Origin of the sequence: Aquitalea sp. ASV15 (genome assembly GCF_016429115.1) — a bacterium.
GTDB classification, from domain to species: Bacteria; Pseudomonadota; Gammaproteobacteria; order Burkholderiales; family Chromobacteriaceae; genus Aquitalea; species Aquitalea magnusonii.
Genome location: NZ_JAELTZ010000061.1, coordinates 1 through 16,618, shown reverse-complemented (window position 1 = coordinate 16,618; position 16,618 = coordinate 1). Strand labels below are relative to the sequence as shown.

Annotated in this window: 18 protein-coding genes; 12 read left to right on the top strand and 6 right to left on the bottom strand. The window is 63.1% G+C overall.

Annotation, left to right across the window (positions count from 1 at the left end; all coding sequences use genetic code 11):
* The 3 genes from JHD64_RS18605 to JHD64_RS18595 all read left to right on the top strand — a co-directional run.
* Window positions 1-237 (top strand): CbbQ/NirQ/NorQ C-terminal domain-containing protein (locus JHD64_RS18605; protein ID WP_199054933.1); only part of this gene is annotated, 237 nt, incomplete at its 5' end.
* Between the two features lie 7 nt (window positions 238-244).
* Complete coding sequence (locus JHD64_RS18600) at window positions 245-2,074, top strand: nitric oxide reductase activation protein NorD (RefSeq protein ID WP_199054923.1); 1,830 nt, start codon at window positions 245-247, stop codon at window positions 2,072-2,074.
* Window positions 2,075-2,219: 145 nt separating this feature from the next.
* Window positions 2,220-2,432, top strand: coding sequence for a DUF3079 domain-containing protein (locus JHD64_RS18595; RefSeq protein ID WP_059286296.1), 213 nt, complete (start codon window positions 2,220-2,222; stop codon window positions 2,430-2,432).
* A 60-nt stretch (window positions 2,433-2,492) separates the two neighbouring features.
* Here the strand turns inward: JHD64_RS18595 and JHD64_RS18590 are convergent, their stop codons facing one another.
* Window positions 2,493-3,269: an ABC transporter substrate-binding protein gene (locus tag JHD64_RS18590; RefSeq protein ID WP_059286297.1), complete on the bottom strand. Its 777-nt coding sequence runs from the start codon at window positions 3,267-3,269 to the stop codon at window positions 2,493-2,495.
* A 276-nt stretch (window positions 3,270-3,545) separates the two neighbouring features.
* Here JHD64_RS18590 and JHD64_RS18585 point away from each other — a divergent pair, with 276 nt between their 5' ends.
* The 9 genes from JHD64_RS18585 to JHD64_RS18545 all read left to right on the top strand — a co-directional run bounded on the left by JHD64_RS18585 (window position 3,546) and on the right by JHD64_RS18545 (window position 12,858).
* Entirely contained in the window at window positions 3,546-5,273 is a 1,728-nt protein-coding gene (locus JHD64_RS18585; RefSeq protein ID WP_304506665.1) for a cytochrome D1 domain-containing protein, read from the top strand.
* 79 nt (window positions 5,274-5,352) lie between these two features.
* The gene (locus JHD64_RS18580) at window positions 5,353-5,661 is read left to right on the top strand and encodes a c-type cytochrome (RefSeq protein WP_199054921.1); all 309 of its coding nucleotides are present in this window, start codon (window positions 5,353-5,355) and stop codon (window positions 5,659-5,661) included.
* Window positions 5,643-5,981 carry a cytochrome c gene (locus tag JHD64_RS18575; RefSeq protein ID WP_199054920.1) on the top strand — a complete coding sequence of 113 codons (339 nt, stop codon included), beginning with the start codon at window positions 5,643-5,645 and terminating at the stop codon, window positions 5,979-5,981. Before JHD64_RS18580 ends, JHD64_RS18575 begins: the two co-directional genes overlap by 19 nt.
* Window positions 5,942-7,150, top strand: coding sequence for a cytochrome D1 domain-containing protein (locus JHD64_RS18570; RefSeq protein WP_199054919.1), 1,209 nt, complete (start codon window positions 5,942-5,944; stop codon window positions 7,148-7,150). The genes JHD64_RS18575 and JHD64_RS18570 overlap by 40 nt, the downstream gene beginning before the upstream one ends.
* Complete coding sequence (locus tag JHD64_RS18565) at window positions 7,150-8,154, top strand: Lrp/AsnC family transcriptional regulator (protein ID WP_199054918.1); 1,005 nt, start codon at window positions 7,150-7,152, stop codon at window positions 8,152-8,154. Before JHD64_RS18570 ends, JHD64_RS18565 begins: the two co-directional genes overlap by 1 nt.
* The gene (locus JHD64_RS18560; protein WP_199054917.1) at window positions 8,138-9,145 is read left to right on the top strand and encodes an Lrp/AsnC family transcriptional regulator; all 1,008 of its coding nucleotides are present in this window, start codon (window positions 8,138-8,140) and stop codon (window positions 9,143-9,145) included. The genes JHD64_RS18565 and JHD64_RS18560 overlap by 17 nt, the downstream gene beginning before the upstream one ends.
* Window positions 9,146-9,233: 88 nt before the next feature.
* Window positions 9,234-10,430 carry a heme d1 biosynthesis radical SAM protein NirJ gene (gene nirJ / locus JHD64_RS18555; protein WP_199054916.1) on the top strand — a complete coding sequence of 399 codons (1,197 nt, stop codon included), beginning with the start codon at window positions 9,234-9,236 and terminating at the stop codon, window positions 10,428-10,430.
* Entirely contained in the window at window positions 10,427-11,983 is a 1,557-nt protein-coding gene (locus JHD64_RS18550) for a cytochrome D1 domain-containing protein (protein WP_304506664.1), read from the top strand. Before nirJ ends, JHD64_RS18550 begins: the two co-directional genes overlap by 4 nt.
* 194 nt (window positions 11,984-12,177) lie before the next feature.
* Window positions 12,178-12,858, top strand: a complete 681-nt coding sequence (locus tag JHD64_RS18545) for a Crp/Fnr family transcriptional regulator (protein ID WP_110313012.1) — start codon at window positions 12,178-12,180, stop codon at window positions 12,856-12,858.
* Window position 12,859: 1 nt separating this feature from the next.
* Here JHD64_RS18545 and JHD64_RS18540 read toward each other — a convergent pair whose 3' ends face one another.
* From JHD64_RS18540 to JHD64_RS18520, 5 genes are all read right to left on the bottom strand, one after another.
* Window positions 12,860-14,011 (bottom strand): HPP family protein, encoded by a 1,152-nt coding sequence (locus JHD64_RS18540; RefSeq protein ID WP_233170601.1) that lies wholly within the window; start codon window positions 14,009-14,011, stop codon window positions 12,860-12,862.
* Between the two features lie 30 nt (window positions 14,012-14,041).
* Window positions 14,042-14,482, bottom strand: coding sequence for a MarR family winged helix-turn-helix transcriptional regulator (locus JHD64_RS18535; RefSeq protein ID WP_199054915.1), 441 nt, complete (start codon window positions 14,480-14,482; stop codon window positions 14,042-14,044).
* A gap of 70 nt (window positions 14,483-14,552) precedes the next feature.
* Entirely contained in the window at window positions 14,553-15,116 is a 564-nt protein-coding gene (locus JHD64_RS18530) for a YIP1 family protein (RefSeq protein WP_199054907.1), read from the bottom strand.
* A 317-nt stretch (window positions 15,117-15,433) separates the two neighbouring features.
* The gene (locus JHD64_RS18525; RefSeq protein WP_199054905.1) at window positions 15,434-16,279 is read right to left on the bottom strand and encodes an energy-coupling factor ABC transporter ATP-binding protein; all 846 of its coding nucleotides are present in this window, start codon (window positions 16,277-16,279) and stop codon (window positions 15,434-15,436) included.
* A partial coding sequence (locus tag JHD64_RS18520) for a CbiQ family ECF transporter T component (protein WP_233170600.1) occupies window positions 16,276-16,618 on the bottom strand: 343 nt, incomplete at its 5' end. The genes JHD64_RS18520 and JHD64_RS18525, both read right to left, overlap by 4 nt.

Genomic DNA, 16,618 nt, shown 5'->3' with positions numbered 1-16,618 from the left:
GCCGAAAGCCAGGCCCGCCAGCTGGTGACGCTGGCCGGTCAGCTGCGCCGCCTGACTGGCTATGATCTGGACGAATCGGTCAGCACCCGACTGCTGGTCTACGCTGCCAAGCTGATGATGTCCGGCATGGCGCCGCAGCTGGCCTGCCGCACGGCACTGGCCGAGCCGCTGAGCGATGAGGCCGATACCATCGCCGCGCTGCTGGCGGTGATCGACACCCAGTTCCCCGCCAGGTAGCGCGCACATGGAAGACATCGTAGGCGGCTGGTGGGACAAGCTGGTGCGCCGGGCGGCCTACCGTGGCCATCCCGCAGCGGCGGTGGAGCTGGAAAGCATCGCCGGCCAGGCCCCGCTGTTTTTCCGTGCCATGGGCGGTGACCCGGCACTGGTGCTGCGCTCCACGGTTGGCACCGAACATGGCGCACGGCGGCGGCTGCTCGAACGGCTGGCCGGCACCGGCACCAAGGTGGAGCTGGCCTGGCGCGACAGCCAGGCGTTTTACCTGCCGGACAAGCTGGACCTGTACCCGGATGCAGCACTGAATCGCCAGCTGTATTTCTGGCTGATGGCGCTGGCGGCTGCTCCGGTGCCGCCCGGCGACTGGCTGAACCGCAACCGCGCGGCCACCGCCGCTTGCCTGGCCGCCATGCCCGGCCTGGCACAGGTATACCAGCAGCTGCTGGCTGCCTTGCTGCCCATGCGCCCGGATCCGGCCAGGCTGCCGCCAGGCGAGTCCGCCGTCGAGCGTGCCATCCAGGCGGCCTTGCGCCAGCCGGAGATCGAACAGATTCTGCCGCCGATTACCCAGCCGCCACTGCCGGTGCCGCTGTGGCTGCATCCGCTGCCGCCCACGGTAGAGCAGGCGGGGGCGGCGGCGCAGAACGCGGCGCAAAACCCGCAAGGCAAACGGCCCGACCAGCGCTCAGGCCGCCGCCGCTATCGCGCCCAGCGCGTGGCGCAGGACGAACGGAAAAACGGCATGTTGCTGGTGTTTCGTGCCGAAAGCCTGTTTACCTGGGATGAGTACGTCAAGGTCAATCGCCATAGCGAAGAGGACGATGACAATAATGGCGAGGCCGCGGCAGAGGACATGAACCGCTTGTCGCTGGCGCAGGATGCCGATACCAAGTCCAGCAAGCTGAAGTTTGACCTGGACTTGCCAGCGGCGGCGTACGATGACAGCCCGCTGGGGCCGGGGCTGAAGCTGCCGGAATGGAACTGGAAACAGCAAAAGCTGGTGGAAGACCATTGCATCATCAAGCCCATGCTGCCGCGTGATGCCCAGCCCGCTGCCCTGCCGGACCGCCTGCAACCACTGGCACGGCGTCTGCGCCGCCAGTTCCAGGCGCTGGCGCCGGAGCGGGTGCGGCGCAGTGGCGAAGCCAGCGGCCCGGATATCGATATCGATCGCGTCATCCGTTTCATGTCCGAGCGCATGAGCGGCGTGGCCATCGCCGAGCCCGCGCTCTACCAGGCCTGGCCGCCGGGGGAGCGCAGCCTGGCCTGCCTGACGCTGGCCGACCTGTCGCTGTCTACCGAAAGCTGGGTAGGGGAAGCCGGGCGGGTGATTGACGTGATACGCGACAGCCTGCTGCTGTTTGCCGAAGCGCTGTCCGCCAGTGGCGACGCCTTTGGCCTGTACGGCTTTTCCTCCATCCGCCGCCAGGAAGTGCGTCTGCAGGTGCTGAAGGATTTTGCCGAACGCTACGACGACACCACCCGTGGCCGCATCATCGCCATTCGCCCCGGTTATTACACCCGCATGGGCGCGGCCATTCGCCAGAGCAGCCGCATCCTGCTGCAACAGCCGGCAGCCCGCCGCTTGTTGCTGATCATTTCCGATGGCAAGCCCAATGACCTGGACCACTACGAAGGCCGATACGGCATCGAGGACACCCGCCAGGCCATTCTGGAAGCCCGCCGCGATGGTCTGCTGCCGTTTTGCGTGACGGTGGACCGCGAGGCCGGTGACTACCTGCCGCATCTGTTTGGCCACCGCGGCTATGTGGTGGTGCAGCAGGCACAGACCCTGCCACAGGTACTGACCCGCCTGTACGCCGGCTTTACCCGCTGAGCTGGTTATTGATTACTTGACCTGTACTCCAAGGTGTACGCACCTTTTTTCCCGGCCCCTGGTGGCCGGGTTTTTTTTGGCAGCGGCCAGGCCATTTCTTGATATGTGTCCATGAGCGGCATTGGCCGCGGCGCGATAATGGCGCATGGCTAAAAAATTCCCGCTCAATCCACCGCACCCGGAGCGCATCTGCTGGGGCTGCGACAAATACTGCCCGGCCGATTCCCTGCAATGCGGCAATGGCTCCGGCCGCACCCAGCATCCGGCGGAGGTACTGGGCGAGGACTGGTATGAATACGGCGACTGGGGGCTGGAGGTGCAGCCGGAACAGAAGTCGCTGGACTTGCCGGGAAAATGATGGGGTCGGATTCCGGTACTGTTGCTGGAGCAGTCTTATATGGCAGCAACGAGGGCCGCTTCAGTCTGCCTTGAAGGATGACCGGGCCTGCGATACTTTCTGCCGTGAATAACTCGTCATGGCGGCCTCGATTACTTCCTTGTCTTTGTTTTCCAGGATGGTCATGGTGCCATCAGCCTTCATCTGCTGCAGTGCCTGTGCCAGTGGAGCAAGCAAATGAGCATTTCTGATATTGAGGTAGTGATACATCCGGTTGCTCGCCAAGGCTGGCTGTAGCTGACGGATATTGCCTGCATGCATTTCTGCAATCTCCAGCCATGCCCATTTGCTTAAGGTGGCAACGTCACAGCGTCCGGCAATCAGCATCCTGATTGCATCGGCAATCGTGACAACATGGCTGACCAGCAGTTGATTCGTTTTTGCCTCCTGCAGGAATATCCCCTGCCTGATACAGACCTGATGGCCCCTCAGGCTGTTCCAACCCTTGATTTCAAGCCCTTCAGCTTGGGTGGTGAAGGCGTAGGTGTCGATGGACATCACGGGCTCGGGTACCCGCAGCAGGTGTGGGTACTGGATTTCCATACCCTCTGCACGTATGGCATCGCCATCGTTGCTGCCGGAGTCTGCAGCCGCGATGGCCCGTTTGCTGGGGAGTGGGGAAGCCAATGCAGTCATGCCGATACGGCGATACGCCTCTTTGATAATCCGGAATCCGACCGCATCCACCGGATCATTCTGGATGACTGAAATGGTGACGGTACCGGAGGCGTGGGCAATATTGCTGAGCATACAAGCCAGCACGGCTGCCTGAAACAGCAAGGTAAAGCGACAGAACATTTTTCATCGTCCTCGGTCAGGAGCCCGCAAATGGAAGCTGTACGGCATCAGTCTGATGCGTCTGCATTCGTATTGTAAGTATCTGCCAGATTCATGTGTATCCGGGTAAAAGTTTGCGCAGCTTGGATGTGCTGCCGCTATAGCAGCAATCCGGCTGCTTGCCTGCATTGCATGTGGGGTCGTGGCTAAACGGTTGATTCGAATCAAGGAGGGGCATATGCCTGCGGGATGAAGATGCCGGCAACCAAGCATTACTGTCACGCTGGAGCCCTAACCATGAAGACCCCGCGCTTGTCCTGGCTGCCAAGAAGTGTGTTATTGGCGGCCCTGCCTTTTTCCGTGATGCAGGCCTGGGCGGATACTGCCGCCACCTCGCCTTCCGCCCCGGAGGCGAAATACCAGGGAGCCGCCTCGCCGCTGGCTGCCGAGCCGATGCACCAGAACATCAACCCCAAGGCGCCGCCGATGACCGAGGCGGAGTTCGGCCACGCCAAGCAGATTTACTTTGAACGCTGCGCCGGCTGTCACGGGGTGTTGCGCAAGGGGGCCACCGGCAAGCCGCTGACACCGGACATCACGCTGGGGCGTGGCACCGAATACCTCAAGACCTTCATCAAGTACGGCTCGCCAGCCGGCATGCCCAACTGGGGGACTTCGGGTGAACTGACCGATGCCCAGGTGGACCTGATGGCGCGTTATGTGCAGCAGGAACCGCCGACACCGCCGGAATTCGGCATGAAGGACATGCTGGGTACCTGGAAGGTGCTGATTCCGCCGGAAAAGCGGCCAACGCATAAAGAGAACAATCTGGATGTGGCCAATCTGTTCTCGGTCACCCTGCGCGATGCTGGCCAGATCGCGCTGATCGACGGCAATAGCAAGCAGATTGTCAGCGTGCTGAAAACCGGCTATGCCGTGCATATTTCCCGCCTGTCGCAGTCTGGCCGCTACCTGTACGTGATTGGCCGCGACGGCAAGATCAACCTGATCGACCTGTGGATGGCCAAGCCGGACACGGTGGCGGAAATCCGCATCGGCCTGGAGGCCCGTTCGGTGGAAACCTCCAAGTTCAAGGGCTTTGAAGACAAGCTGGCGGTGGCCGGGGCCTACTGGCCGCCACAGTACGTGATCATGGACGGCAACAGCCTCAAGCCGCTGAAGATTGTCGGCACCCGTGGCATGACGGTGGATAACGAATACCACCCCGAGCCGCGCGTGGCCTCGATTGTGGCCAGCCACTTCAAGCCGGAATTCGTCATCAATGCCAAGGAAACCGGCAAGATCATGATGGTGAATTATTCCGACCTGTCCAACCTCAAGACCACCACCATCGACGCGGCCAAGTTCCTGCATGACGGCGGTTTCGATACCACCGGCCGCTACTTCATGGTGGCGGCCAATGCCTCCAACAAAGTGGCGGTGGTGGATACCAAGCTGGACAAGCTGGCCGCGCTGGTGGATGTGGGCAAGACCCCGCATCCGGGCCGTGGTGCCAACTTTATCGACCCGCAGTACGGCCCGGTATGGGCCACCGGCCATCTGGGCGACGACAGCATCAGCCTGATCGGCACCGACCCGGACAAGCACAAGGCCCAGGCCTGGAAGGTAGTGCGCGTGCTGAAGGGGCAGGGCGGTGGTTCGCTGTTCATCAAGACCCACCCCAAATCGCACAATCTGTGGGTGGATACCGCGCTGAACCCGGATGCGGCGGTGAGCCAGAGCGTTGCCGTGTTTGACATCAATCACCTGGACAAGGGCTTTGTCACCCTGCCGATTGGCGAGTGGTCTGGCCTGGGCGACGGTGCCAAGCGCGTGCTGCAGCCGGAGTACAACAAGGATGGCAGCGAGGTGTGGTTCTCGGTGTGGAGCGGCAAGGACAAGCAGTCGGCCATCGTGGTGGTGGACGACAAGACCCGCAAGCTCAAGGCCGTCATCAAGGACCCGCGTCTGGTCACTCCCACTGGCAAGTTCAATGTATTCAACACCCAGCATGACATTTATTGATCTGGGATAAGTCCTTGCAGGCATTCCACTGTTGAAATCCGGCAGACAGCACATGGTCTGTCGGACCAAGGAGAAAACAATGAAACATGCACTGATCGCGCTGGCCCTGGGGGGCCTGATGTCCGCCGGGCTGGCCCAGGCGGCCAGCGGGCCGGAACTGGCCAAGCAATACAACTGCCTGGCCTGCCACAGCGTGGATGCCAAGCTGGTTGGCCCGTCCTACAAGCAGGTAGCGGCCAAATACAAGGGGCAGGATGTCACCGCCAAGCTGATGCAGAAGGTGAAGGCCGGTGGTTCCGGCAGCTTTGGCACCATTCCGATGTCGCCTAATCCGCAAGTGCCGGATGCCGACCTCAAGCAGCTGGTGACATGGATTCTGGCCCAGTAAGGCGCCGCGTGTGGCTGCTGGCACTGCTGGCCGCCAGCCTGTGCCAGCAGGCCACAGCAGCGCCACCGGCAGAACCCCGTGCGGGTGAGCTGCTGCAACTGCTGCATAACGATTGCGGTGCCTGCCATGGGCTCAGCCTCAAGGGCGGGCTGGGCAGCCCGCTCACCCCCCAGGCGCTGGCCGGCAAACCGGCCGACAGCCTGGTGGCCACCATTCTGAATGGCCGCCCCGGCACCCCGATGCCGCCCTGGCGGCCTTTCCTTTCCGAAGAAGAAGCGCAATGGCTGGTTCAACTCTTGCAACAGGGCGGCGCACGCTAGCCCGCCTGCTGGCTGCTTTGCTAAGTCTGGCGCTGGCGGCCTGCGCCAGTCCGCCACCCTTGCGTGGCACGGGCAATCTGGGCGTGGTGATCGAACGCGCCAGTGGCAGCGTGCAGATTGTCGACAACACCCATGAACAGGCGCTGGCACGGGTACAGGGCCTGGGCGATCTGTCCCATGCCTCGGTGGTGTTTTCCCCGGATGCCCGCTATGCCTATGTGTTTGGCCGCGATGGTGCCATCAGCAAAGTGGATTTGCTCACCGCCCGGCTGGTGCAGCGGGTGGAGCAGGCCAGCAACAGCATAGGCGGTGCCATTTCCAGCGATGGCCGGGTGATTGCCGCGCAAAACTACAGCCCCGGCGGGGTGAAGCTGTTTGATGCCGACAGCCTGGCCTTGCTGGCCAGTGTTCCGGCCGCTGCCGGGGCCAATGGCCAGCCCTCGCGCGTGGTGGGCCTTGCCGACCTGCCGGGCAAGCGTTTTGCCTATGCGCTGTTTGATGCCGATGAAATCGATGTACTGGACGCCAGTACGCCTACGGCACCAAAAATCCAGCGCTTCCAGCACATCGGCAAGCAGCCTTACGACGGGCTGGCCAGTGGCGATGGCCGCTATTTCATTGCCGGGCTGTATGGCGAAGACGGGCTGGCCTTGCTGGACAGTTGGCATGCCGATGCTGGCGTGCGGCGCATTCTGGCCGGCTATGGCCGTGGCCGTCAGACCCTGCCGGTGTACAAGATGCCGCATTTGCGCGGCTGGTCCATTGCCGGGGATTACGCCTTCCTGCCTGCCATCGGTCAGCATGAGGTATTGGTGGCCGACAACCGCAGCTGGGCGCAGGTGGCGACAGTGCCGGTGCTGGGCCAACCGGTATTCGTGATGGCCGAACCGGGCGGGCGGCGGGTGTGGGTCAACTTTGCCTTCCCCGACAATGACAAGGTGCAGGTGATTGATGTACCAACCCGGCAGGTGATCAAGACCCTGCAACCGGGCCGCGCCATCCTGCATATGGAATTCACCCCGCGTGGCGATGCGGTGTGGCTGTCCAGCCGCGACGACAACAAGCTGCTGGTGATCGACACCGCCAGCTTCGAAGTACGCCGCACCTTGCCGGCGCTGGAGCCATCCGGCATTTTCTTCAGCAGCCGTGCCGGCAGGATGGGGATGTGATGCCAAACCAGCCAGGCCCGTCCACACTGCCACCGCGCAGCCTGCAGGCACTGGACCGTTGCCAGAAGCAGTTTCCGCTCAGCGCCACGCCCTTTGCCGACATGGCCACCCTGCTGGGCGAGGGCTGGACGGCCAATACCCTGCTGCAACTGCTGCAGTCGGCCCGGCAGGCCGGTCTGCTGTCGCGGCTGGGTGCGGTATTTGCCCCCAATACCGTGGGTAGCAGCACGCTGGCCGCACTGGCGGTGGCGCCGGAGCGGCTGGATGCGGTGGCTGCCTTTGTCAGCAGCCATGCTGAGGTCAACCACAACTACCAGCGCGAGCATCACTTCAACCTGTGGTTTGTGGTGACCGCCAGCGATGCCGCCAACGTGGCCGAGGTGCTGTCACGCATTCATCTGGCTACCGGTCTGGTGCCGCTCAACCTGCCCTTGCTGCGCGAATACCATATCGACCTGGGCTTTGCGCTGGATGGCAGCACTGCCGAGCGCCAGCCGCAGCGCCAGCCAGACCCTATTCGCCCGGACTGGCGGCAGCAGCGCCTGCTGGCCGCGCTGCGTGACGGCCTGCCGCTGCAATTGCGCCCCTTCCAGCTACTGGCCAGCAGTTGTGGCCTGACCGAGCAGGAAGTGCTGCAGCAATTGCAGGACTGGCAAGCGCAAGGGGTGCTGCGGCGCTTTGGCGCGGTACTGCGCCATGCCGAGCTGGGCTATCGCCACAATGCCATGTGCGTGTGGCAGATCGACGATGCCGCCAGCCGTGAAGCCATCGCCAGGCGACTGGCGACGGAGCCGGCAGTGACACTGTGTTACGAGCGCCCGGCGCGGCCGCCGCACTGGCCTTACCAGCTGTTCTGCATGATTCACGCGCTGGACGCCGCCAGCCTGCAGGCCATGCTGGACGAACTGATCCGGCGATACGACTTGCAGCCTTACCCGCATGCCGTACTGCCCTCAATCAAACGCTACACCCAACGCGGAGCCTGTTATGGCCATCACGCATAGCCGGGCTACGCTCAACCCGCTGGAAACCTGCATCGTCAACCAATTGCAAGGGGGCTTTCCGCTGGATAGCCAGCCCTTTGCCAGCGCTGCTGCTGTATTGGGCTGCAGCGAACGGGCCTTGCTGCAGGGGCTGGATGGCCTGCTACAGCGCCAGGTGCTCACCCGTTTTGGCCCGCTGTACCAGATAGAACGCATGGGCGGCTGCTTTGTGCTGGCGGCGCTGGCGGTGCCACCGGCACGCTTTGACGAAGTGGCGGCGGCAGTCAACAGCCTGCCGGCGGTGGCGCACAACTATCAGCGTACGCATAAGTTGAACATGTGGTTTGTACTGGCCGCCGCCAGCCAGGCCGGGATTTCCGCCGCCTGCAGTGCCATCGAACTGCTCACCGGCCTCACCGTGCATGCCTTCCCCAAGCAGCGCGAATACTTTGTCGGCATGCGTTTTACCGTGGGCGGCCAGGCGGCAGTGGGGCAGGCCAGCGCCGGGCGTGGCCGTTTGGATGAACAGCCCATGGCGCCAGAACTGGACGAAGACGACTGGCGGCTGATCCGCGCCAGCCAGGCCGGTCTGCCCTTGGTGGCGCAGCCCTACCGTCAGTTGGCCGACAGCCTGCAATTGCCGGAGCAAGAGGTGTTGAGCCGGCTGGGCCGCATGCTGGAGCAGGGGGTGATCCGCCGCATCGGCGCGGTACCCAATCACTACGCCATCGGCTACCGCGCCAACGGCATGGCGGTGTTCGATGTGGCGGACGAGCTGGTGGACGAACTGGGCCAGCAACTGGGTGCGCTGGACTGCGTCAGCCATTGCTATCGGCGTCCGCGTCATCTGCCGCACTGGCCGTACAACCTGTTTGCCATGGTGCATGGTGGCAGTCGCCGCGCCGTACGCGAACAGCAGGCGGAGCTGCTGCAATTGCTGGGTCCGGACTGCCGTCGCCATGCGCTGCTGTTTTCCACCCGCATCCTGAAAAAGTCCGGCCTACGGGTGTAAGCCGGGATTGATCCCGTTGATACGGGTCAAGGAGCTGGACGGCAGGCGGCCTGCACACTGATGGCCGTCACCATTGCCGGAGCCAGCCATGCTGCGCCTGACACCCTATCTGCAAAGCCTGCTGGACCCGACCACCGTCCACGCGCGTAGCGGCAAGCCCAGCGGCCCGGTGGTGATCTGGAACCTGATCCGCCGCTGCAACCTCACCTGCCAGCATTGCTACTCCACCTCAGCCAACAAGGACTTTGTCGGCGAGCTGAGTACGGCAGAAGCCTGTGCGGTGATGGACGATCTGCACGCCTTTGGCGTGCGGGTGCTGATTCTGTCCGGTGGCGAGCCGCTGCTGCGGCCGGATATTTTCGAACTGGCCGCCCGCGCCAAGGCCATGGGCTTTTATGTTGGCCTGTCCAGCAATGGCACGCTGATTGATGAGCGCAATATTGCCGCGCTGGCCGCGGTGGGCTTTGACTATGTCGGTGTCAGTCTGGATGGCATCGGTGCCACCCACGACCGCTTCCGCCGCCTGGCCGGTGGCTACGAGCTGGCCTTGCGCGGCATGCGGCTGGCACGCGATGCCGGGCTGAAAGTGGGCCTGCGCTACACCATGACCGAAGACAATGCCGATGACTTGCCTGCGCTATTGCAGCTGCTGGCGGTGGAGAATATCGACAAGTTTTACTTCTCCCATCTCAATTATGCCGGGCGCGGCAACAAGCACCGGGCGGATGATGCCCGTCAGCCGCGCACCCGCTGGGCGATGGACTTGCTGATCGAGTCCTGCCTGCAGCACATCCGCGCTGGCCAGCCGCGTGATTTTGTCACCGGCAATAACGACGCCGATGCGGTTTACCTGCTGCACTGGGCTGCCCGCCATTACCCGGCACAGGCGGCGCAGCTGCGTCAGCGCCTGCTGGCCTGGGGTGGCAACGCCAGCGGGGTGAACGTGGCCAATATCGACAATCTGGGCAATGTGCACCCGGACACCATGTGGTGGAAGGTGACGCTGGGCAATGTGCGCCAGCGGCCGTTTTCCGCCATCTGGCAGGACCTGTCCCACCCCTTGCTGGCTGGCTTGCGCCAGTCGCCACGACCGGTGGAGGGGCGCTGTGCCGCCTGTCAGCATCTGGCTATCTGCAATGGCAATACCCGGATACGGGCGCTGGAGCTGACCGGGAATGTCTGGGCGGCAGACCCGGCCTGTTATCTGAGCGATGAAGAAGTGGGCGTGGCCAGTGGCGTGCACGCGCTGGCACCGCTGACCCCATGGCAGAGGGAGACTGCATGATGAAATACTGGCTTGTTTTATTCGGCATAGCTCTTAGCCTGCCGCTGCAGGCTGCTCCCACCGCAGAACCCTCCGCCGCCGCGCAGTTATACGGCCAGTACTGCCAAAGCTGCCACGGGGCGGACCGGCTGGGCGGCATGGGCCCGGCCTTGCTGCCGGAAAGTCTGGAGCGGCTGAAAAGCGCCGAAATCAGCAACACCATCCGCCAGGGCCGTAGCGCCACCCAGATGGCCGGTTTTGCCGGCCAACTGACGGATGAGCAGATCAGCCTGCTCACCGCTTATGTACAAAGCGCTCCGGCCACGCCGCCGCGCTGGAGCGATGCCGACATGCGCGCCTCGCACCGTCAGCCGGTGGCGCTCTCCAGCCTGCCGGCCAGGCCGCAATACACGGCAAACCCGCTCAACCTGTTTGTGGTGGTGGAAGCGGGCGACCACCATGTCACGGTGCTGGATGGCGACCGCTTCCGGCCCATCACCCGTTTTGCCAGCCACTATGCGGTGCATGGCGGGCCCAAGTTTTCCCCCGATGGTCGCTTTGTGTATTTTTCCAGCCGCGATGGCTGGGTGACCCAGTACGACCTGTACAGCCTGCAAGTGGTGGCGGACATCCGCGTGGGCCTGAATACCCGCAATATCGCGGTATCGGATGACGGCAACTGGATTCTGGCCGGCAACACCCTGCCGCAGACGCTGGTGCTGCTGGACGCCCACGGCCTGGCACCGGTGAAAACCATTGCGGTGCGTGATGCGGCCGGTCATCCGTCGCGGGTGTCGGCCGTGTACGAAGCTGAGCCACGCCATAGCTTTGTGGTGGCGCTGAAAGATGTGCCGGAGCTATGGGAAATCAGCTACGACCGCCATGCCGCGCCGGTTTATGCCGGTCTGGTGCACGACTATAAAATGGGCGAGGCGCTGGGTCAGCCCGGCTTTCTCACCCCACGGGTGACGCCGCTGTCCATGGTACTGGATGACTTTTATTTCGACCCGTCCTACCGCCATGTACTGGGTGCCTCGCGCAGCGGCCAGGCACAGGTGATCAGCCTGGATGCGCACAGCAAGGTGGCCGACCTGCCGCTGGATGGCATGCCGCATCTGGGGTCGGGCATCAGTTTCGAGCGCGATGGCCACCGCATCATGGCCACGCCCAATCTCAAGGGTGGTCAGCTTAGTTTTGTCGATATGGACAGCTGGCAGTTGATCAAACAGGTGCAGCTGCCGGGACCGGGCTTCTTCCTGCGCAGCCATGAAAACACGCCCTATGCCTGGGCTGACTCCATGATGAGTGCGCACAAGGACACGCTGTCCATCATCGACAAGCGCAGCCTCAGCGTGGTGCGCCAGCTGGTGTTGCGGCCGGGCAAGACCACCGCCCATGTCGAGTTCACCCGCGATGGCCGTTATGCGCTGGTATCGGTGATGGAAAATCCCGGCGAACTGATTGTGGTGGATGCGCAAACCCTGCGCGAAGTGGCCGCCTTGCCCATGGCCAAGCCCATCGGCAAATACAATGTGTTCAACAAGATCAACCGTTCCGAAGGCACCAGCCACTAGCGCGCAGGGCGCACTGCGACAGCATGCCGGCCCGGTGCGTGTTGGCGGACTAGGTCGGTAGAACTAGTCCCCTCCCTGCTTACAGCGCATGGTGGCTTTAAGGCCAGTGGCCTATAGTCGCCAGCGTGGGCGGTATCGGCCGGCTGGACGTGGCACCGCTTGTTATCCACCCGCTTAGGCATACGGAAATGACCATGGCTACAGTTGATATCCCTGCTTTCTTGCGTCACCAGCCGCTGTTTCAGGAACTGTCTGAAGCGCAGATCCAGGCGCTGGTGCCTTTTACCCACGAAGTGCGTGGCAGCAAGGGGCAGGTCGTGTTCCAGAAGGGCGACCCGTGCGATGGCATGTTTCTGGTGGTGTATGGCCGGGTGAAGCTGGCCATTTCCTCCGCCCAGGGCAGTGAAAAAGTCATGGAGATCATTCATCCGGGGCAGAGCTTTGCCGAGGCGGTGATGTTTCTGGGGCGGCCCTGCCCGGTGATGGCGCAGTTTCTGGAAGACGGTTTTTTGCTGAAAGTGGAAGCGCAAGCCATTTACCAGGCGATAGAGCGCGATGCCGCATTTGCCCGTCGCTTGCTGGCCGGCCTGGCCATGCGCCTGCATGGCCTGGTGCGCGATGTGGAGCGCTACTCCATTGAAAATTCCCTGCAACGGGTAACCGGCTATCTGCTGCAGAATGTCGACCCGCAGCGCGGGCCAATGCCGGTGGTGACGCTGCCGGTCAACAAGAACCTGATTGCCTCGCGGCTCAACCTGACGCCGGAAACCTTCTCGCGCATGCTGCATCAGCTGAGCGAGGCCGGGCTGATTGAAGTCAATGGCCGTGAAATCGTGCTGCTGGACGCCGACCGCCTGCAGGGCGCGGCCGACTGAATCAGTTTTTCAGCAGGATGGCGATCAGGTCGGACTGGGTAATGATGCCGCACAGCTTGCCATCGGCATCCACCACCGGCATGTGATGCAGGCCGCCATCGGAAAAAGCCCGGCTCAGGGCGGTAATCGGCTGCAGGGCGGCAACATGGCGCACCGGGCTGGTCATGATGTCGGCCACCGTGCCGCGGTCCCAGCCGGGGCTGCCGGGCAGGTGGGCTGCTTGCCCATCACGCGGCAGGAAAAAATCATGCAGTGACACTATGCCGGTCAGCGCTTGTGCCGGGCTGACCACCGGCAGCGCCTTGATCTTGTGATGGGCCAGCTTGTCCCAGGCCTCCTGCAAGCTGGCATCCGGCGCAATGCTCACCACATCGCGCGACATGATGTCCGCGCAGTGAATACCCCCCAGCCGGCGCTGCTGTGCCTGCTCCTCTGCCGCCGTCAGAATGGCGAGCAAATCCTCCTCGCTGATATCCAGTACCTCGCCATGCGCGGCCAGGGCCTGATGCAGATCCTGCTGGCTGATGGCACGGCGCTGGCTGGGCAGGGGGTCGGCCGTATGGTGCGCGTTGGGGGCGGGCTGAGGCCGGTGCGGATAGCCCCGGCGCAAGGCATTGTTGAACAGCAGGGCCATGCCCAGCATGAGGGCGGAGTTGACCGCCACCGGCCACAACACGAACTGGTAACCCAGCGCGTGGATGGCCGGGCCGCCCAGCACCGCGGTAATGGCGACTGCCCCGCCAGGCGGGTGCAGGCAGCGCAGCTGGAACATGGCGGCAATGGCCAGCGCACCAGCCAGGCTGGCGGCCAGTGCCGGGTCGCCAATATACCGGGCACAGCTCACGCCAATGGCCGCCGACAGCATATTGCCGCCGATGATGGACCAGGGCTGGGCCAGTGGGCTGGAAGGCACGGCAAACAGCAAGACGGCAGACGCCCCCATCGGCGCGATAAACCACGGATTGGCCTGGCCCAGGAACAGATGGCTCAGCAGGGCGGTCACCTGCAGCCCCACGCCGGCCCCAATGCAGCCATAAAGACGTTCGCGACGACCCGCGCCCAGGGTGGGCGGGATAAAACCCTGCAAGAAGTTAAGGATTGGGTTCATGGAGTCAGGCACAGTCAGCGCCAGGATGGATGGGGTGGTCATCATATCGCATTGCGATACAAATGGCTTGTGCGGCTAGTTTCCGGTTTTGAGTGCCTGCTGGATATTCAGCAGCAAATCGGGCGAGTGGCTGCCTGCCAGGTCCTTGAGCAGCAACAGTTCATCACGATGGGCTTGCGCCAGCTTTTCCACCAGCTCCAGTCCCTTGGGCAGCAGGCTGATTTCCACTTGCCGGCCATCGCTTCTGCCGGGCGCCTTGCGCAGCAGTTGCTGGCTCTCGCAGCGATTGATCAATCCCACCACGCTGTGATGGTGCGATTGCAGCCTTTCGGCCAATTCGGCCACGGTGGCCCAGTCCCGGCCGGGATAGCCCTGTACCTGCAACAGCAACTGGTATTGCAGGGGCGTGATGCCATGGCTTTGCGCCAGCTCCTCGCTGAAACGCAAGAACTGGCGCAGGCGGTAACGAAAGTCGGCCAGGTATTCGAAATCCTGTTTGCAAAGCGGGCTGGACATGGGCGGGCAGGGCAATGATGATGCGCTACCTTACCATATCCAAACCGCGACCAAACTGCCGACCGCTGGCCTAGAGCAGCGGCAGCATCAGCAAGGCCACCACGAACAGCCATACCAGGGCGCCCACGGAAAACACCGTGTAGGCCATGGACTGGGTACTGACCGAGTCATCATGCTCAAACAGGGCATCCAGCCCGTGATAGGTCAGCGCGCCGGATGCCAGCAGGCCGAGCAGGCCGCAGGCCATGTTGAACAGCGGGTAAGGCAGCAGCAAGGTCAGGGTGGACAGCCAGATCGGCAGCGGGGCAATGGCCGCCAGGCGATAGCAGTCGGCAAAGGCCGGCCGCGATGGCGCATGCACCGACTGGCGGATGACCCAGGCCATCAGCGGCACCGCCAGCCAATTGGTGAGCATGAATAACAGGCTGATCAGCGCCCAGTGGGCAAAGGAAACCTCCGGGCCATAGACATCACCATGAAAGCTGGCCGCAAACAGGATCATCGCCGTTCCCAGCAGCGAACCGGGCAATACCAGTCGACAAAAGCTGGCAGCAAGCGTGGGATGGGACTGGGACAGGCTGTCCCAGCTATGGCCTGACGACCACAACATGCGCAAGGGGCTAAGCGGACTCATGGCATTCTCCTTGAAAAACAGCAGGGCTGTCGTTTAAATATATCGCAATACGATATAAATGCAATGCCGATTTGCCGTCAGGCCAACAGGCAGGCAAGGCAGCGGTTTACAAGGAGAGCTACGAGATGGCGCGGTGGCCGCTCAGGTCAGAGCGCAGGCCGTGAGACGGGCAATGGCCGGCTGCGCTGGCCGCTGCTGCAGGGTTTATTTCATGCTGGGGCGGAACGCAGCCGGCAGATGTGGTTCATTCCTGAAGGCCTTGTCGGTGCTGGGCACTGCGTAGATGATGCCTGGCGTGCTCATCGGGTCGAGCCTGCTTACCCCGCCAGCTGCGCTTTGCCGACCAGCGCCATGATCTCGTGGTCGGTGCGCGGCATGGCGGCATCGGCAGCCAGCCAGCCGTGCTGCCGGGCAAAGGCCACCATTTGCAGCAGCAGGGAGGGGCTGAGCCCGGCCGCCAATAGCATCGTCTGGTCCAGCAAGATCCGGCTGCGTTCGCCAAAGCCGATGAGCCGTCCCGCGGCAAACAGGGCGATATCATCGGCCAGGCGGCAGGCCAGATCGACATCGTGGGTGGAAAACACGATGGTGATGCCGCGCTGCATCAGGCTTTGCAGGATGTCAATCAGCTGGGCAATGCCGGCGTGATCCAGCCCGGCGGTGGGTTCATCCAGCAGCAGCACCTGCGGCGCCATGGCCAGGGCGCCGGCAATGGCCACCCGTTTCTTTTGGCCGCCGGACAGCATGTGCGGTGGGCGATTTTCCAGCCCGGCCAGGCCCATGGCCTGTATTGCTGCTTCCACCCTTTGCCCTGTCTCGGCCGCTGTCAGCCCCTGATTCAAGGGCCCGAAGGAGATGTCTTCATAGACCGAGGCGGCAAACAGCTGGTCATCGGCATCCTGCAGCACCAGGCCCACCTTGCTGCGCAGCCGGTTAAGTCCCTGGCGCGAGTAGCTGACCGGCTCTTGCTGCAGCAACACGCGGCCATGCTGTGGCCGCAAACTGCCATTCAGATGCTGCATGAAGGTGCTCTTGCCCGAGCCGTTTGGCCCCAGCAAGGCCAGGCAGCGGCCCTGGCGGATGGACAGATCGATGTCCGACAGGGCAGTGATATCGCCGGGGAAACTATGGCCAAGCTGCTGGACGCTGAGAATGGTGTTCATGAAAATAGGCTTCCCACCAGCAGTACGCTGCCCAGTAACAGGCTGGTCCATGTCAGGCGCAGCGGCGACAGCGGCTGGGTGCGCCGCAGTACCATGAATTCGCCATTCCAGCCGCGGGCGGCCAGGCCGTTTTCCATTCGGCCGGCCCGGTCCATGGCGCGTGGAAACAGATTGGCCAGCAGCAGGCCGAGCGAGCGCAGTTGTTGTTTGCGATTGCGCTGGCCCAGTCGCGCAGCCTGGGCGATATGCATGGCACTGGCGGTGTCCAGCAGCAGAAATACCAGCCGGTACATGAGCAGGCTGATTTCGGCGATCTCGCGCGGCAGGCCGATCCTGCGC

What these genes read in the sequence shown, in the direction of transcription:
- JHD64_RS18600 (WP_199054923.1), top strand. Translation starts at nt 245, where the DNA reads ATGGAAGACATCGTAGGCGGCTGGTGGGACAAGCTGGTGCGCCGGGCG.
- JHD64_RS18595 (WP_059286296.1), top strand. Translation starts at nt 2,220, where the DNA reads ATGGCTAAAAAATTCCCGCTCAATCCACCGCACCCGGAGCGCATCTGC.
- JHD64_RS18590 (WP_059286297.1), bottom strand. Translation starts at nt 3,269, where the DNA reads ATGTTCTGTCGCTTTACCTTGCTGTTTCAGGCAGCCGTGCTGGCTTGT.
- JHD64_RS18585 (WP_304506665.1), top strand. Translation starts at nt 3,546, where the DNA reads ATGAAGACCCCGCGCTTGTCCTGGCTGCCAAGAAGTGTGTTATTGGCG.
- JHD64_RS18580 (WP_199054921.1), top strand. Translation starts at nt 5,353, where the DNA reads ATGAAACATGCACTGATCGCGCTGGCCCTGGGGGGCCTGATGTCCGCC.
- JHD64_RS18575 (WP_199054920.1), top strand. Translation starts at nt 5,643, where the DNA reads ATGGATTCTGGCCCAGTAAGGCGCCGCGTGTGGCTGCTGGCACTGCTG.
- JHD64_RS18570 (WP_199054919.1), top strand. Translation starts at nt 5,942, where the DNA reads ATGGCTGGTTCAACTCTTGCAACAGGGCGGCGCACGCTAGCCCGCCTG.
- JHD64_RS18565 (WP_199054918.1), top strand. Translation starts at nt 7,150, where the DNA reads ATGCCAAACCAGCCAGGCCCGTCCACACTGCCACCGCGCAGCCTGCAG.
- JHD64_RS18560 (WP_199054917.1), top strand. Translation starts at nt 8,138, where the DNA reads ATGGCCATCACGCATAGCCGGGCTACGCTCAACCCGCTGGAAACCTGC.
- nirJ (WP_199054916.1), top strand. Translation starts at nt 9,234, where the DNA reads ATGCTGCGCCTGACACCCTATCTGCAAAGCCTGCTGGACCCGACCACC.
- JHD64_RS18550 (WP_304506664.1), top strand. Translation starts at nt 10,427, where the DNA reads ATGATGAAATACTGGCTTGTTTTATTCGGCATAGCTCTTAGCCTGCCG.
- JHD64_RS18545 (WP_110313012.1), top strand. Translation starts at nt 12,178, where the DNA reads ATGGCTACAGTTGATATCCCTGCTTTCTTGCGTCACCAGCCGCTGTTT.
- JHD64_RS18540 (WP_233170601.1), bottom strand. Translation starts at nt 14,011, where the DNA reads ATGATGACCACCCCATCCATCCTGGCGCTGACTGTGCCTGACTCCATG.
- JHD64_RS18535 (WP_199054915.1), bottom strand. Translation starts at nt 14,482, where the DNA reads ATGTCCAGCCCGCTTTGCAAACAGGATTTCGAATACCTGGCCGACTTT.
- JHD64_RS18530 (WP_199054907.1), bottom strand. Translation starts at nt 15,116, where the DNA reads ATGAGTCCGCTTAGCCCCTTGCGCATGTTGTGGTCGTCAGGCCATAGC.
- JHD64_RS18525 (WP_199054905.1), bottom strand. Translation starts at nt 16,279, where the DNA reads ATGAACACCATTCTCAGCGTCCAGCAGCTTGGCCATAGTTTCCCCGGC.